General features: G+C 72.0%; 15 protein-coding genes. 7 read left to right on the top strand and 8 right to left on the bottom strand.

What is annotated here, in order from left to right:
* Positions 1 to 255 precede the first annotated feature (255 nt).
* Complete coding sequence (locus A6A08_RS08750) at positions 256 to 639, top strand: hypothetical protein (protein WP_073702042.1); 384 nt, start codon at positions 256 to 258, stop codon at positions 637 to 639.
* Positions 640 to 1,179: 540 nt separating this feature from the next.
* Here the strand turns inward: A6A08_RS08750 and A6A08_RS08745 are convergent.
* From A6A08_RS08745 to A6A08_RS08735, 3 genes are all read right to left on the bottom strand, one after another.
* The gene (locus A6A08_RS08745; RefSeq protein ID WP_242422195.1) at positions 1,180 to 1,665 is read right to left on the bottom strand and encodes a class I SAM-dependent methyltransferase; all 486 of its coding nucleotides are present in this window, start codon (positions 1,663 to 1,665) and stop codon (positions 1,180 to 1,182) included.
* 281 nt (positions 1,666 to 1,946) lie between these two features.
* Positions 1,947 to 2,579, bottom strand: a complete 633-nt coding sequence (locus A6A08_RS08740) for a GyrI-like domain-containing protein (RefSeq protein ID WP_073702041.1) — start codon at positions 2,577 to 2,579, stop codon at positions 1,947 to 1,949.
* Positions 2,563 to 3,096, bottom strand: a complete 534-nt coding sequence (locus tag A6A08_RS08735) for a PadR family transcriptional regulator (protein WP_073702040.1) — start codon at positions 3,094 to 3,096, stop codon at positions 2,563 to 2,565. Before A6A08_RS08735 ends, A6A08_RS08740 begins: the two co-directional genes overlap by 17 nt.
* Before the next feature lie 191 nt (positions 3,097 to 3,287).
* Between A6A08_RS08735 and A6A08_RS08730 the strand changes: the two genes are divergently transcribed.
* Positions 3,288 to 3,713: a VOC family protein gene (locus tag A6A08_RS08730; protein ID WP_073702039.1), complete on the top strand. Its 426-nt coding sequence runs from the start codon at positions 3,288 to 3,290 to the stop codon at positions 3,711 to 3,713.
* A 626-nt stretch (positions 3,714 to 4,339) separates the two neighbouring features.
* A complete protein-coding gene (locus A6A08_RS08725; protein WP_083609002.1) occupies positions 4,340 to 5,638 on the top strand; it encodes an ABC transporter substrate-binding protein in 1,299 nt (432 codons plus the stop codon).
* 210 nt (positions 5,639 to 5,848) lie between these two features.
* On the opposite strand, the gene A6A08_RS08720 is transcribed toward A6A08_RS08725, so the two are convergent.
* The 3 genes from A6A08_RS08720 to A6A08_RS08710 all read right to left on the bottom strand — a co-directional run bounded on the left by A6A08_RS08720 (position 5,849) and on the right by A6A08_RS08710 (position 9,728).
* Entirely contained in the window at positions 5,849 to 7,990 is a 2,142-nt protein-coding gene (locus A6A08_RS08720; protein WP_073702037.1) for a discoidin domain-containing protein, read from the bottom strand.
* Positions 7,991 to 8,254: 264 nt separating this feature from the next.
* Complete coding sequence (locus A6A08_RS08715; RefSeq protein WP_073702036.1) at positions 8,255 to 8,821, bottom strand: type I-E CRISPR-associated protein Cas6/Cse3/CasE; 567 nt, start codon at positions 8,819 to 8,821, stop codon at positions 8,255 to 8,257.
* Between the two features lie 238 nt (positions 8,822 to 9,059).
* Entirely contained in the window at positions 9,060 to 9,728 is a 669-nt protein-coding gene (locus A6A08_RS08710) for a DUF1963 domain-containing protein (protein WP_242422194.1), read from the bottom strand.
* Positions 9,729 to 10,084: 356 nt separating this feature from the next.
* Between A6A08_RS08710 and A6A08_RS08705 the strand changes: the two genes are divergently transcribed.
* Positions 10,085 to 11,032: a PfkB family carbohydrate kinase gene (locus A6A08_RS08705; protein WP_073702034.1), complete on the top strand. Its 948-nt coding sequence runs from the start codon at positions 10,085 to 10,087 to the stop codon at positions 11,030 to 11,032.
* 220 nt (positions 11,033 to 11,252) lie between these two features.
* Here the strand turns inward: A6A08_RS08705 and A6A08_RS27935 are convergent, their stop codons facing one another.
* Together A6A08_RS27935 and A6A08_RS08695 are read right to left on the bottom strand one after the other, a co-directional pair.
* Positions 11,253 to 11,399: a hypothetical protein gene (locus A6A08_RS27935; protein ID WP_158069270.1), complete on the bottom strand. Its 147-nt coding sequence runs from the start codon at positions 11,397 to 11,399 to the stop codon at positions 11,253 to 11,255.
* Between the two features lie 321 nt (positions 11,400 to 11,720).
* Positions 11,721 to 12,467: a S1 RNA-binding domain-containing protein gene (locus tag A6A08_RS08695; protein WP_242422193.1), complete on the bottom strand. Its 747-nt coding sequence runs from the start codon at positions 12,465 to 12,467 to the stop codon at positions 11,721 to 11,723.
* A gap of 441 nt (positions 12,468 to 12,908) precedes the next feature.
* Between A6A08_RS08695 and A6A08_RS08690 the strand changes: the two genes are divergently transcribed.
* The 3 genes from A6A08_RS08690 to A6A08_RS28680 all read left to right on the top strand — a co-directional run bounded on the left by A6A08_RS08690 (position 12,909) and on the right by A6A08_RS28680 (position 14,843).
* The gene (locus A6A08_RS08690) at positions 12,909 to 13,283 is read left to right on the top strand and encodes a hypothetical protein (protein ID WP_242422192.1); all 375 of its coding nucleotides are present in this window, start codon (positions 12,909 to 12,911) and stop codon (positions 13,281 to 13,283) included.
* 286 nt (positions 13,284 to 13,569) lie between these two features.
* Complete coding sequence (locus A6A08_RS08685; protein ID WP_073702032.1) at positions 13,570 to 14,178, top strand: hypothetical protein; 609 nt, start codon at positions 13,570 to 13,572, stop codon at positions 14,176 to 14,178.
* Between the two features lie 161 nt (positions 14,179 to 14,339).
* Positions 14,340 to 14,843 carry a hypothetical protein gene (locus tag A6A08_RS28680; RefSeq protein WP_073702031.1) on the top strand — a complete coding sequence of 168 codons (504 nt, stop codon included), beginning with the start codon at positions 14,340 to 14,342 and terminating at the stop codon, positions 14,841 to 14,843.
* Positions 14,844 to 14,881: the final 38 nt, after the last annotated feature.

Below are 14,881 nucleotides of genomic sequence, written 5' to 3'. Positions count from 1 at the left end.
GGTCAGGTCCTTTGTCTGAGTTGATCGTGCACGGGGGTATGGTGTGCACCTTTCCTGATGGTGAACATCCACCGAACTTCGATACCTCGTCAATGTTCAACCATTGAATGGAATTGACCAATGTGTTTATCTTCCGACAGGTCCAAAAGCGTGGAGGCGGACACGACGCCTCCCGGGTGTTGCCGTCACTGGTGCGTCCCCAGGAGACGTGGCGGCAGGCCCGCCACGCGGGACGCACGGACCGGTGGAGGAAACATGAAGATCATCAAGGGCTTGTCGGTCGCCGGAGCCGCCGGGGCTCTCGTTCTGTCCGGGTTCTTCGGCGGAGGTGCCGCATTCGCCAGCGAGTCCTCTGGGGCAAGCGGTACGACCTCGGTGGAGGCGGCCGCGGTGGAGAGACGGTCCTTCTCCTGCGAGTGGGAGTCGGGAAACCTCAACTTCTCCTGGGACAACGGCGTCAGCAGCACCCGGATTTACTACAACAACCACTGCAGCGATGTGCGGTACGTCACCGTTCACGTTTACCAGGTCAACGGGGGAGAACGTACTGTCTGCTGGCGTGTGCCCACGGGGAAGGGCAGCAAGCTGTTCTCCAAGGGGGTGGGAGAATCCGTCCACACCATAACCAGGCACTGCTAGGTTCCCTGGCAATGCGGTGATCCGCCGGGCGTCCAGAAATCTTCCCCATCCGACTTCTTGCCGCCCACGGACACAAGCCCCGTTTCACACGGTGACTGGTGAAACGGGGCTCTTTCGTCTTTGCGGAATCCCGGGGTCCGACGCGATGAAGGGCCGCGCCGCGCGGCGTCGCCGACAAGGCTCTGCCAAAGGGGCACTCCTGTGCGCGGCCTTGGCGGCAGAAGTGGCCGTAGCCGCGCCGGCTCCTGCGGGCGCGGCTCTCCCCGGTCCCGGGGGAAGGGGGTGGGGAAGCCGGTGGGAGGGTGGTGGTCTTCACCGCCCCCCAGGACACGGGTGCGGGTCAAAGGCCGCTCCTCGCCGTGACCAGCCATCCGCGTGCGGGAATCCGGACGGCACCACCGCTCTCGCAGCCGCGGAGCGCGGCGGCGACCGCTCGCCGTGCCCGCTCGGCGGCGGACCGGTCCATGCCGTGTACGGCGTCGCGCAGCTGTCCGGCGAGGAGGAAGTCCGCGGCGTCGGCCGTGTCCGCGCCGAGGACGCTCAGGATCTCCGTGGGGTGGCGGTCGTCTCGACGAAACCGGCCTGGCCGAGCACCGTGCGGATGCGGTCGGGATCGGCGAGGTCGACTACTCCCGGTGTTGAGACGTCCGAGTCCGGTGCCGGCAGATACTCGGCCAACGCCGCGAAGACCGCCTCCACCTCCTCACTCGGGTCCCGGTGGCAGACGAAGGCGAGCCGGCCTCCGGGGCGGAGGGCGCGGCCGATGTTGGCGAACGCGGCGACGGAGTCGGCGAAGAACATCACCCCGGCCCGGCTGATGGCCGCGTCGAAACCACCGGAGGGAAAGGGATGGACCTGGGCGTCGCCCAGCTCGAACTCCGCGTTGCCGACGCTCTCGGCGGCCGCGGTATGACGCGCGCGTCCGAGCATCGGCTCGAAGAGGTCGATGCCCACGGCACGCCCGCGGTACGCCCGCCGGGCGGCCGACCGGGTCGTCTGGCCGGTGCCGCAGCCGATGTCGAGCACATGGTGGGTGCCGGCGATCTCGGCGGCGTCGAGGAGGGGCCGGTGAAGCCGGCGGCCATGGTGTCGTACCGCTGGTGGTGCTCGGCCCAGTGGCGGCCGTCCGTACCGTTCCAGATCCGGTGCTGTTCGTGGTTGACGATCTGCTGCATTCGGGCGCTCCCCTGCTTTCGTGTCGGTGTGTGGCAACGCTGCCACGGCGGTCTGCCGTACGACTGTCACACCACTGCCACGGCGGTGACCGGATGACTCCCGGCCGCATCCGGACACCGGGCAGGCGGACGCTACCCGTCCGAGGCGGCGGTGGCGACCGGCTGCCTGAGGACGGTGCGCAGCTTCTCCGGCGCGGTCCTGCGGAAGTCGCTGAGGTAGATCTCGTGGTGCTTGCCGACCATGCGCAGGCCGTTGTCCGGGATGAACCCGTGGTGCATCCGCGTGAGCACGTCCGCCTCGCCGTCGAACGACCCGACGTGCAGCGTCTGCACGCAACGGCCCTCGGACAGCGTCTCCAGGCGGACCTCGTCCAGGCGCGCGGGCCTGTTCCTCGCCGCGGCCCGCTCGACGGCGGTGGCGAACATGTCCTGGTCGATCCAGTCCGGGACCATGATCATCAGTGTCCAGGCCCACCGCGACTTGTCGCGCGCCGCCGTGAAGGCGTCCATGTCCTCGGCCCACCACAGGCCCTCCAGGGGCATGACGACGTAGTCGCGCCCGAGGTCCCGCTTGCTGGCGAACTTCAACTTGTAGGCCACCGGGTAGAGCGCTTCGGCCGCCGCGGCGAAGGCCGGCGAGGTGTTCGGGTCCCCGTGGCCGTCGATCATGAGGTACCGCAGGTCCGGCACCCCCACGATCCGGAACCGGTCCCGTCTCGCCTGGTAGGAGTCGAGGGTCTTCTTGAAGTCAGTCTTGTTCGTCATCGGGCACCCGGACTCGGACGGCGAGCCACGACCTTTCCGCCTCCAGGAGGCTCAGCGAGTACGAGAACACCTCACGCGCCGCCGGCGCGAGGGGGGACTGCGCCTGCTCGGCCTCCCGGACCGCGGTGATGCGCTCCTCCAGCTGGGCCAGCCTGGCGCGTAGCGCCCCGGCGTACTCCCGCTCGGAGAGCAGCGGCAGCTGGGCGAGGCCCGCCAGCAGCGGGTGCGGTACCGGTCGTGGTTCCCGGATGAGGGCGAGCGCGCCGCGTTCGGCGGCCTGTCCTCCTGCGCGGGTGGCGTGGAACACGCGGCGGGACTTCGCCGTGGCGGGGGCCTCCGGGAGGTGGACCAGGCCCCGCTCCTCCAACTTGGTGAGCAGGTAGTAGACCGAGGAGAACCCGATGTCCGTCCACTGGCGGACGCCGCGCTGCTCGATGACCTGTTCCAGGTCGTAGCCGTGCCGGGGGCGTTCGACGATCAGATCCAGAACGGTCAGTTCGGCGGGTGTCAGTTCCACGGGTCTATTCTGGTACTGGAATAGGGAGAAGCCGCTCTCGGGCAGCCGGCGTTCCACTCGCGGGACACGCGGAGGCAGGGCGGCCCGCCGGCCTTTGGTCGACTCGCCGGCGCGTCCCCGGACGACGCGTTCCGCCGACACGGCCGAGTGTCCGACCCGGTCCCTAGGCTCGGGCCATGACGATTCAGCGAATGGACCACGTCGGCGTCGTCGTCGACGATCTTGAGGCGGCTACCGCGTTCTTCACCGAACTCGGTATGGAGTTGGAGGGCGAGGCACCGGCCGAGGGACGGTGGGTGGACCGTGTCGTCGGGCTGGACGGCGTCCGGGTCGATATCGCGATGATGCGGACCCCGGACGGCCACGGCCGGATCGAGCTGACGAAGTTCCACACGCCGGCGGTGATCGCCGGAGAGCCGGAGAACGCACCGGCGAACACGCTGGGCCTGCGCCGCATCATGTTCGCCGTCGAGGACGTGGAGGACGTCCTCGCCCGCCTGCGCACCCACGGCGCCGAACTCGTCGGCGAGGTGGCGCAGTACGAGGACAGCTACCGGCTCTGCTATGTCCGCGGCCCCGAGGGCATCATCGTCGCCCTGGCCGAGCAGCTCGGCTGAAGTCCGCCGAGGGCCCTCGGCCCGAAGGACCAGCCGGGCACGGCGACAGTGGTTCCGAGGCGGGTGGCGGACCCGCCACGGAACACCTCGCGCTCCCGAGGCGGGTCCGGCCCCTGGCGGGCCCGGACGGGGGAGTCCCCGTCACGGCCCGGTCGCCGTGAACCCGCCGCCCTGAGGACGCGCCCCGTCGCAGGAACAGGAGCCGACACCGCCCGGAGCGCCGTCCCGTGCCCCCACCGCGGTCTGCGCGCCGTCGAGGACGCGCGGCCCGGGCGAGGCCTGCGCCGCCTGCTTCCGTTGCGCGGGCCGCCACGGCTGTGGAGGGCACCGCGTACCGAAGAGCCGCGCGTCAACCGTCCTCGTCGTCAGGGGTGGCTCCCGCACGGCTTCTGAACAGCGGAGCCCGAGCTCCCCGTCCCGAATCCCGGCGGGGAGGCCGGGCGTGCGGCCGATTCGAAATGCCTCCAAGAGGTCTTCGAAAATTTTCGACCCTATTCTTCGCAGCCAACCCGTGATGGAGTGCTCCCTTGACGGGGCGCTTCCGCGCAACTTAGCGTCGTTCTTCTCGAAAGGCCCCGTTATTTTCCGATAACTTTCGATTCCCCCCACGAAAGAACAAGCCAGCCATGACAAGCATGTCCCGGGCACGCGTGATCAGCGCTGCCTCCCTGGCCCTGACCCTGCTCCTGACCACAGCCTGCGGAACGGACGAACCCGACGGCGGGAACGACGTCATCCAGGTGTGGGCCCTGGAGGACGGTGCGGTGAACGCCGTCCTGGAGCGGAGTATCGAGTCCCACAACGCCTCCGGCGCGATCCCCGCCGAACTCCTCACCTACGTCAACGACTCCTACAAGGAGACGCTCCAGGTCGCGCTCGGCTCGCCCAGCGGCCCCGACGTGTTCTTCAACTGGGGCGGCGGCAACCTGGCGGAGTACGCGCGGGAGGGGCGGGCCCTCAACCTGACCGAGGCCCTGGAGGCCCGCCCGGAGTTTCGCGACGCCTTCCTGCCCAGCGTGCTCGACGTCGCCAGGGTCGACGAGTCCTATTACGGGGTCCCGATGCTCGGTGTCCAACCCGTCGTTCTCTACTACAACAGGGCCGTCTTCGACGAGGCGGGCGTCGAGCCGCCCCGCACCTACGGCGAGCTGCTGGAGGCGGTCGACACCTTCAAGGCGCGGGGCGTCACGCCCATCACCCTGCCCGGCGCCCAGGGATGGACCCAGCTGATGTGGCTGGCCTATCTGGCTGAGCGGCTGGGAGGGCCCGAGACGTTCCAGGCCGTCATCGACGGCGAGGAGGGCGCCTGGCGGGACCCGGCGATGATCCGGGCCATGCAGATGTGTCAGGAGCTGGTCGGACGCGGCGCCTTCGGCACCGACTTCGCCTCCCTCGACTACGACAACGGCAGCGCCTCGGCCATGCTCGCGGCCGGGGAGTCCGCCATGTTCCTCATGGGCAGCTGGGACATCTCGCGGCACAAGAACAGCAACCCCGGGTTCCTGGAGAAGGGCGATCTCGGATACACCGCCTTTCCCGTCGTGGAGGGCGGTGAGGGAGAGCCCGGCGCGGTCGTCGGCAACCCCAGCAACTACTTCTCCGTGAACGCCAACAGCCCCCACCCCGACGAGGCGATCGACTTCATCGTGGAGACCGTCGCCTCCGACGAGTACGTGGACGGGCTCATCGAGGCCGGACAGGTGCCCGCGGTCCGGGGCATCGAGGACCGGCTCCGCGCGAGCGAGCACGCCGAGTTCGCCACCTTCACCCACGATCTGGTCTCCGAGGCGCCGAGCTTCACCCAGTCGTGGGACCAGGCCATGTCCTCCGCCACAGCGCAGGCCCTGCTGACCAACCTCCAGCTGCTCTTTCTCGGCGACATCGCCCCCGAGGAGTTCGCCCAGGACATGGAGAGCTTCCTGTGACCGCTTCCGCCGGGCCGGGGCGCTGCGGGAGGAACCCGGACCGGCCCCCGGGGCGGGGCCTGCCCTCGGAGCCCGATGGTCGTCGCAGCACCCGGCCCGCGGGGATGCCCATGGGCGCCGGGGCCCGCGGGGCCCGCACACCGCGGGGCCGCAGGAGGGGTCCGCTCCGGACCACGGGTCCCCTCCACGCGTCCCGGCGCCGCCTCGGGCTCAGGTCCCGGGGAAGGCGTGCTCTCCCCGCGGAGTGAACACCACCTCACGGGCCCGCCGAGGGGTGACCACCCCGTGGAGGGCGGGGTCGGTGAGCAGCGCCACCGGGGCGATCCGGTGGGGTGAGACCGGATACCACTCGGTCAGGGCCTTCTCGACCACGTCCCAGGCGTCGTCGGCGGCACCGCGGGAGGCCAGCGCGCGTGCCGTGTCCAGGGCGCGTTCGAAGGCGGGCGGCTCCGGCATCCGGTGCTCGGCGAGCCAGGCCTCCCGCTCCCGGTCGGTCGACGGCAGGCCGAGACCGGGCATGGCCTCGTCCAGGACGCGCACCGCGTGAGCCGCGCGGCCGGGTGTGTCCAGGCCGGCGCTGTGCAGGAAGAGCGCGACCGCCTCGGTGGCGATCTGTTCGGTGCCGATCTCGGCCACCACGTGGGGGCGGTGCATCAGGCCGCGCAGCTTGTGGTGGGTCCCGCGGACGTCGAGGAAGGCCGAGAGCACCACCTTCAGGTAGGCGGCGGCACCGGAACCCTTCTCCTCGGCCCGCCGGAAGGCGTCCAGGGCTTCGTCCACCCGGCCGCTCAGCGCCGCCCGGCGCCCCTGGTCCAGGAGCTCCTCGGCTCCCTCCGGACGCACCGGGCGGCCCTCCGACCTGCTCAGTTCCTCGAACGAGGCGCGTTCGGCGGCGACCAGGTCGGCGAAGGAGCGGTGGCGTTCGCCCAGCCCCGGATACCAGCTCGCCCACACGTAGGCGGCCCACTCGCCGTCGGGGGAGACCTCGCCCGCGTCCAGCAGCCAGTACTGGGCGTCGCCCTCGTCCGAGACCAGCAGCACCGGTCCGACCAGCTCCTCGCGCTCCAGAAGGGCCTCGTGCGGCACGTGCCCGCCTTGAAGATCGCCCAGCCAGCCGACGGAGGCGGTGGTACGCAGGCTGTACATGAACGCGCCCATGGTGCTCCAGCCGTCGGACGCGGCGAGGAAGGAGCGGTAGCCGGGCGGCAGCCGTGTGCCCAGCCGGTCCTCCAGGGCCGTGATCTGTTCCTCGGTGGCGCCGTCGTAGCCCAGCCAGGAGGCGGAGCGCTGTTCCTCGGTGGTGGTGGAGAGTTCGTCGTCGTCCAGGACGCGGAGCATGTCGGCGCTGTACCCGGCCAGGTAGGACCGCCAGCCCTCGACGGTGCACGGGGCGTCGGCCACCAGGTCGACGGCGGTCCCCGCGTACGGCGTCGGAGCCGCCCCAGCCGTGTAGCGGTGTCCCGAGAAGGCCTCGTAGGTGCGGGTGCGGTCTGCGGAGAAGAACCGCACCCGGCTGAGCTGGGTCTGGGAACTGCCGCAGTTGCGGGTGAACTCCAGTCGCAGGTACCGGTAGGGCGCGTTGGCCGCGGCGCCGGTCACGTGGAAGTCGCGGGAGAGGTGCCGCCCGGGGAAGAACTCGTCGGAGCGGGTGTCGAGCGTGACCCACGTCCGCCCGTCGGCCGATCCCTTGAGCTCCCAGTCGCGGGGGTCGCGGTCGGAGAAGTCGTTGGCGGAGGCCAGGACGTAGTGCCGGATGCGGACGGGCTCGGCCATGGTGAACTCCACCCGGTCGGCGGAGCGCCAGGACAGCCACTTGGTGGACGCGTCGTCGAGCAGGTTGACGGCGACCTCGTCCGCCGCCGTGTGCTCGCTGCCCGCCTTCACCTCGCTCACCAGGCCGGTGACCTCGCCCGCGTCCCGGGTGTGGTCCGGGTCGACCGTGCGAAGGAGGACCACGCCGCCGCCACCCTCCCGGTCGGCCCAGTCGGCCCGAGCGACCGGTGCGCCGCCGTCCTCGATGAGCAGCCGCAGGTCCTCCTGCGGGCCCTGCCCGCCCCGTACCCTGAACCGGTGGCCGGGGCGGTCGGACAGCCGCTCCGCCAGGCGGCCGCGCCACACGTGGGACGTGCCGTCCGGTGTGGTGCGCACGCCGGTGAAGGTGGTCATGGCGGGATCGAACCCGACCACCGACTCGGTACCGTCGAGGTCCCGCCAGCCGAGCTGGGCGAGGGGTACGGCCCCGCCCGGCTCGAACCCGACGACCAGGCGGTGGTCCGGCTTCCATTCCCCCGACTCCGCTCCGGCCCGCTGCCGTTCGGTGAGGAAGACGAGAGCGGACGCGTGCTCTTCCATGGGGGCTCCAACCTGTGAGGGGGCGGCGGGGCCGGACGCGGGGGAGTCGGCACCTCTGGATCCGCGCAGAGACTACGCGGGCGGTCCGACACTCGGCGCTTGCCGAGAGCACGGCGCTCCGCGGTCCCGTCCGCCTCGGGGGAGGCCCCGGCCCGGCACACGCCGGAGCCTTCGCGGGCCGGCTTCGGCGTCACCTCGGCCGGGCTTGGCGCGGCCCCGCCCCTCACAGCCCCGTCCCTCGCCGGGCCGGGCCCCGTGCCCGGCCTACTGCGGAGCCAGTGGGCTGGCGAGGAGCAGTCCGGCTCCCGTGGCCGTGCCCGCGCCGACACCGTTCAGGCACAGTTCCTGGAGTGCCTCGCTGTCCTGCACCACGGCCTCCCCGGTGAAGTGGTACCGGGCGGGCCTGCCGCCCAGGTGCTTCCACCTCACCGAGGTGATGCTCACCGCTCCCGCGAACTTGCCGTCCAACCAGGCCTCGAACTCCTCCTCCGGGAGAGGGACCCGCTTGCCGCGCGGGCGCGTCCCCTCCTCGGCGGACCCCGTCCCGCGCTGGCCGGTGGGCGCCGTGATGAGCTCCCAGCGGATGGTCTCGCCCTCGGCGTGCCGCGGCATCGGGTGGATCGCGGCGGAGGTCGCACCGGGGATCTTGCCCCAGGCGGGGGCGGTGTCGGAGCTGACCACCAGCGTGTTCGGCGAGGTGCGCGCCCACAGCACGCGGGCGTCGGACTCGGGGTCGGGATCGACCGCTCTGCGTACGGCCCGCCCCATGGCCGCCCACTGGTCCATGCCGGTGCTGCGCTTGGGGTCGAGGTTGACGCGGGCCAGGTACAAGGAGTTCCCCTCCGGGGCGTTCCCGCCTGAGCGGGGTCGGTGTTCGGTCACGGGCCGTCGAGGATCTCCTCCGCCCGGGGTGAAGTTCTCACTGTATGAGGCGCCGGCCCCTGGTCGGCCCGCCTCGGGCCGGTGCGCGTCCGCCCCCGCGGGCCTGTGCGCGGGGTGTGCGCCTCGGTGCGGAGGGGTCCGGTCACGGCCGCAGGCGACCGGGGGAGGGCCTTTCCACGGCCTCGTCTCATGAGCAGTCGAAACCGTATTTGATCGGGCGTTCCGGACACTTGCGACACTCGAAGACGTACACGCTGCCCGCGTCTCCGAGCGTCAGTCCCGCAGCGCCCTGGGCGCTGCCAGCGTCCTCGAAGCTGAAGGGGCCGTGGTGCTCGTCCACGCCCGCCCGCTCCTCCACAGGGAGCCAGCTTCTCCACGAACCCGGGTCGTACTCCCAGCTGGCGACGGTCAGCAGAGGATCCATCTCCGCCCCGCACCCGTCGCACACCATCCGCCAGGCATCCTGGACCCAGTCGGGATAGCCCCCCACCTTGATTCCCGGGGCCTCCGACAGGTGCTCCTCGTAACTCCACCCGGTCTGCTCCTCCATCCGCGCCGCACGGTCCCACAGGGCGGTGTGCAGATCGCGCCCCATGTTCCTCCACCCCGGATACTCCGTCACCGGTTCCGGATGGACCACGCACGGCACCGGGACCGTGCCTTCGGGAGGGTCGTCAAGAACCGGGTACCGGTCGAGGACGTCACGGATCTCGTCTGAGCCGCGCCAGAGCACACGGGGGCGCGGGCCGAAGGACGGCTCGTGGTCGTAGGGGCACCACAGCACCTGGAGAAGATCCGTCCCCTCGGGAAAGGGGACGTCCGGTGCGTCGCGGCGGAACAGCTGGACGATCGGCACCAGCGGTGCCGCGCCTTCCGGAGGTGCATCCTCCAGCGAGGCGCCGTGTTCTTCGGCGCAGGTGGGCCAGGATTCCCCGGCCGGCCACAGGAGAGGCCCGCCCACCGAGCTCTGCCCGCGGCCCGGGTCACCCGGCCTGGGGTGCAGCCGTAGCGCCTGTCGTCGCCGACCACGCAGCTCGGGCAGGAACTCCTCCACCTCTACCGGACGGGGAGGCGTGTGGCGGGTCATGGGGCCCTTCTCGATCGGACGGGATTCCGACGGAGCGTACCGCGCCGAGCCGACACCCGGTGGCGCCCGCCTCGGACGGACACGGGATGATCGCACGGTCGCACAGGTGAAAGGAGTCCCCTGACATGCCCGGACGCTTCCTCCACGTGGGACCGGTGATCATCGACGTCGTGATGGCGGTCGACGCCCTTCCCCGGGCCGGCGAGGGGGTGTTCGCCTCCTCCGCGCACACCCTGGCCGGAGGCGGTTTCAATGTCATCGCCGCCGCTGCGCGCGCGGGCATGGAGGTGGTCTACGCGGGAGCGCACGGGAGCGGGCCGCACGGAGACCTGGCCCGTGCGGCGCTGCGCTCGGAGGGGGTGCCGGTGGCGCACGCCCCCGACCCCGACGCGGACACCGGCTTCTGCGTGGCCCTGGTCGACGGCGACGCCGAACGGACCTTCGTCACCCGCCTGGGCGCCGAGATGGACCTGTCCCTGGACGAACTGCGCACTCTTCGGCCCGGACCGGGGGACTTCGTCTACACCGTGGGCTACTCCCTGCTCCCCGGACCGCGCGCCGATGACCTCCTCGCCTGGATCGGTGAACTCCCGGAGGGGACGCGTCTGGTCCTGGACCCCGCGCCGGTCGTGGGAGACCTGCCCGCGCAGGTCCTGGACCGGGTCCTGGCCCGTGTGGACCTGCTCAGTCTCAGCGCCGGTGAGGCCGCGACCATGACCGGGCGCGCCGACCCCGAGGGGGCCGCCCCGCTCCTCGTCCACCGGATCCGCCCCGGTGGTGTGGTGGTCGTGCGCGACTCCGCGAACGGCTGCGTGGTGGCCGAGCCCGGGGGCGTACCCCAGCGGGTCCCCGGTTTCCCCGTACGCGCCGTGGACACCAACGGAGCGGGCGACGCGCACGTGGGCGTGTTCACCGCCGCCGTGGCCGACGGTCTGGCCCCGCTGGAGGCCGCCCGCCGGGCCAACGCGGCCTGCGCCCTGGCCGTCACCCGCCGGGGCCCGGCCACCTGTCCCACCGCGGAGGAGACGGACGCCCTCCTGGAGGAGTACGGGGGCGGCACGGCCGGACCCTGACGCCTCCCGGCGCGGAAGGGCGGCTCTCGCGTTCCGTGAGCGGCCCCAGGAGGGCGGACGGACCCGCCCCGCCCCGCCGGATGCGCGTACGCGGGCACTCTCGCGCACCGGCCTTCGCCCGTTGTATGCTCGCCGGGACCGCCCGGCAGGCGCACGGAAAGGCACCCGCGACGATCGAGGTCCTGGCTCTCAGCGCTCTGGCCCCATCTTTCTGGAGCCGTTACACCTGGCGGAGCCTGCCCGCGAACCCGCCCTCCAGTTCGGTCCCGCAACGCTCCTCCAGTTCCTCCTGGCCATCGCCGCGGGCCTGTTCACCTGCAAGGTCGCCGCGGGAACCGCTGATCTCCTCGTGCGGGTCCTGAGCCACAAGGCCTCGCGACGATGGCCGGGGCTGAGCCCGGGAAAGCCTCCCCGCGGTCCGGCGCGAACCGCGCGGCCCGCTCCGGGACCGGTGGTCGGCCGAAACGAGGTTCACGGCGACGGGTGGGGCACCATCGTCCAGGCCGGGTACATAGACCGGCTCCACATCCATCCCCCGCGGGCCAGCGGCGGCGAGGCACCGCGCAGCAGCGAGGACCGCTGAGCGGCCGGGCACCGACCACGCACGAGAGCGCCCCGCGGGCGTGGTGGGAGACGGCCACGGCGCGCACCACGGCCTCCCCGTCGTTCCCGGTAGGGCACGAAGAGGTCATCGGAGACCGGAGGGGGCCTGCCGCCGGGAAAGGGCCAGTCTGCGTCCCTCGCGATCGATCCCGATGGCGACCACCGTGACCTCGTCGCCGACCCGGACGGCGTCCTCCGGGGCTTCCACGGGCGTTTCGGTGAGCTCCCGCAGACGGACCAGTCCCTCGATCCCGTCGGCGACCTGAACGAAGGCGCCGAACGGGACCAGCTTGGTGACGTGCCCGTGCAGCACCTGGCCCTCGACCACTCCGTCGGCGAACGCCTGGAAGGGATCGGCCTGTGTCGCCCGCAACGACAGCCTGGCCTCTCCGTTCGATGTGTCGAAGCGGAGGAACTCGCACAGGACACGCTGACCGACATGCACGACGTCCGAAGCCGCGTCGAAGCGTCGCCAGGACAGTTCGGGGAACACGATGAACCCGACGCCGGGGAAGACGGGATGGTCGGGGCCGTCGTCCAGCGCCACGAACACGCCGAACTCCTCGGTCGACGCGATCGTGCCGGAAAGGGTCTCACCGAGGTGGAGCCGTTGCAGGGACCCCCAGGGCTCCGGGTTCTCGGTGGCGGCCATCGACAGCCGTACCCGGCCCTCGCCCAGATCGACGGCGACCACCTCAGCCGTGATCCTCCGGCCGACCTCCACGGCCGCGGCGGGAAACCGGCGCCAGGACAGGTCCAACGGTCCGACCACGCCCAGCGGGCGTCCGGCGAACCCGTCCAGGGCCACCCTCATCCCGTGAGAGCGGGTCACCTCCGTTACGGTCCCGCTACGGAGGTCACCGACGTGGACCGTCGCCAGAAACGTCCGGGCGGCCTGATCATCCGACGCTTCGTCCATGGCCGTCCAGCCTCTCACGAGAAGCTCCGCGTCGACCTGGTGGTGTGTCCGCGCCCCGGTTCCAAGAGGCGTCCACCGGCACCGCGACCCGACCGCGGACCTCCTCCACATCCGGGAGCAGCCGACGCCGCTTCGGCGCGGCCTGCCTGGGCCGATGGTCGACCGTGAACGCTTGCTGCAGAGTCCCTCGTCATTCAGGCGACCCCTGCCCCGGTCCCCCTCCCCGGCCGAAGAACCGGCGACAAGACGAGGACCGATGAACAGTACCCCCGCCGAGAGGACCGGGCGCCCCAGGACGGTGGAGGCGGCCTTCTGCTCCTGCTCGCACTGATCGCCGCCGACCTGGCGCTGTGGGTGCTGGACGTGCTCCTCATCGCCCCCACGGGGCTGGACAGCATGCGCGCGGCCGCGGGCGATGGGGGAGGGCTGCGCCAGGCCGCCGTGTCCGGCGCCTTCACGCTGCTGATCGCGGCAATGGGCGTGCTCCTCGCCGTCCTGGTACGCCAGGGCCGTGCCTGGGCGCGCCTCCTGCTCGCCGCCGTCGGCGCCCTTCTCACGCTCCTGGGCCTGGCCACCGTCAACATGGACGGCGCCGCGTGGACGACTCCTGAGGGGGCGTTGTCGGTCCACGGCCTCCTCGCCGATGCCGTCCCGGCCCTGGCGGGGGCGGCCTCCCCCGTGCTCCTGTTCCTGCCCGCGTCCAACGCCTACTTCTCGCGGAGGGCGTGAGCCGGCCCCTTCCCGCGCCCCGCCACGCACCAGAGCACCTGTCGTGCCCGCCGAGGACGTCACCGTCCACCTTGGCCGGAGTGCGGCCCCGACACGGTGGAGTCGGGCGGATCGCTATCGGATTAGGGCCAGTGGTCAATATGGGCCGGATACCTACAAGAATTCCGGAGCGGCTGCTGAGTCTGGCCCCTTCCGTCATTCCAGCCACAGGTGCCCCAACTGAAACGCGGACGAGTTTTCGGGCGGTTCTTCGGGGCAAGGACAGGCGGACAGGAGGTACCCCCCCATGGAGACCGGAACCCTTACCGTCGCCCTGGTCGCCTTGGCGGTGGTCGCCCTCGCCGGAGGAACCGCGATCGCCGCGCGTTCCCTTCTCCTGCCGGCCCTGCGCACCACCCGGCTCAGGAAACACTTCGGTACCGAATACGACCACGCCGTGCGGGACCACGGCGACACGTCGGCCGCCGAGCGCGACCTGTCCGCCCGGCTCCGCCGCCGCCAGGACGTCGAACTGCGCGAACTCACCCCCCAGGAGCGCGAGGCGCACGCCGAGGCCTGGGACGAGGTCCAGCAGGTCTTCGTGGACGATCCCGCCCGCGCCGTTCGGGACGCCCGCGCCCTGGTGGGCACGGTCATGGCGGACCTGGGCTACCCCGACCCCCCGCCCGACGAGGGCTTCGAGCGGCGGCTCAGGGACCTGTCGGCGGACCATCCCGCCGCGGTCGCCGGCGTGCGCCGCGCGCAGGGGACCGAAGAGCCCGCCGAGCCGGAACGGTCGCGTACCGAGCACCTGCGCGGGGTGCTGGTGGCCCACCGCGGGCTGGTGGAGGCCCTGCTGGGCGAACCGCGGTCCGCGGCGAGGCGGCGGGAGAAGGAACCGGAGGGAGAACGGTGAGCGACGACATTACCGGGCCCGGGGGAGCGGGGCCGCGCAGAGTCCGGTGGACCCTGCGCGCGCACGACCGGCGCACTCCGCGGGCACGGAGCGCCGGTGCTCCGTCCCCGCGACAACCGTTCGGAGACCACGGGCACGGACGAGGGAACGAGGAGGCGGAGATGACCGAACGCACGGCGGGGCCCGGCCGCAGGACGGCGCCGGAGCGGTCCGGAACCGAGGCGGCCGAGGCGGCCGAGACGACCAAGGGGGCCGAGGCGGCCAAGGGGGCCGAGGCGGCCGAGGCCGGAACGGACACCGGCGCCGGCGGAGGAAGGGCCCCGGCGAAGAAGGCCGGGCCCAGGCGGGCGCCCAGGCAGCGGGCCACCGCGGACCGCTCGGGACGGCCGTGGCTGCCCCGGCCGCGCGGGATGGACCTGGACAGGGTGCGCCAGCACTGGAACAGGACACAGGGCGCGTTCGTCGACGACCCCCAGGACTCCGTCCGCGAGGCGGACGCGCTGGCGGCGGAGGTCGCCGACGCCGTGGTCTCCGCGATCGAGGAGCGCCGCTCCGCGCTCCGCGCCGCCTGGAACGACGGCGAGGGCACCGACACCGAATCGCTCCGGCTCACCCTGCGCGACTACCGCTCCTTCGTCAAGGGCCTGATCGGCGACACCACCTGAGCGGGACCGCCCGGGGCCGCGGGTACACGGCGCCCCGG

It is taken from the genome of Nocardiopsis sp. TSRI0078, assembly GCF_001905145.1.
In the GTDB taxonomy this organism is placed as follows: Bacteria; Actinomycetota; Actinomycetes; order Streptosporangiales; family Streptosporangiaceae; genus Nocardiopsis.
Note: the sequence above shows the minus strand (reverse complement) of the source record. Positions and strands in the feature narration are given on the sequence as shown.

Bases quoted from the DNA above. Each gene is read 5' to 3' on its own strand.
- A6A08_RS08705 (WP_073702034.1), top strand. From the start codon at position 10,085: ATGCCCGGACGCTTCCTCCACGTGGGACCGGTGATCATCGACGTCGTG.
- A6A08_RS08750 (WP_073702042.1), top strand. From the start codon at position 256: ATGAAGATCATCAAGGGCTTGTCGGTCGCCGGAGCCGCCGGGGCTCTC.
- A6A08_RS08720 (WP_073702037.1), bottom strand. From the start codon at position 7,990: ATGGAAGAGCACGCGTCCGCTCTCGTCTTCCTCACCGAACGGCAGCGG.
- A6A08_RS08725 (WP_083609002.1), top strand. From the start codon at position 4,340: ATGACAAGCATGTCCCGGGCACGCGTGATCAGCGCTGCCTCCCTGGCC.
- A6A08_RS28680 (WP_073702031.1), top strand. From the start codon at position 14,340: ATGACCGAACGCACGGCGGGGCCCGGCCGCAGGACGGCGCCGGAGCGG.
- A6A08_RS08685 (WP_073702032.1), top strand. From the start codon at position 13,570: ATGGAGACCGGAACCCTTACCGTCGCCCTGGTCGCCTTGGCGGTGGTC.
- A6A08_RS08730 (WP_073702039.1), top strand. From the start codon at position 3,288: ATGGACCACGTCGGCGTCGTCGTCGACGATCTTGAGGCGGCTACCGCG.
- A6A08_RS08740 (WP_073702041.1), bottom strand. From the start codon at position 2,579: ATGACGAACAAGACTGACTTCAAGAAGACCCTCGACTCCTACCAGGCG.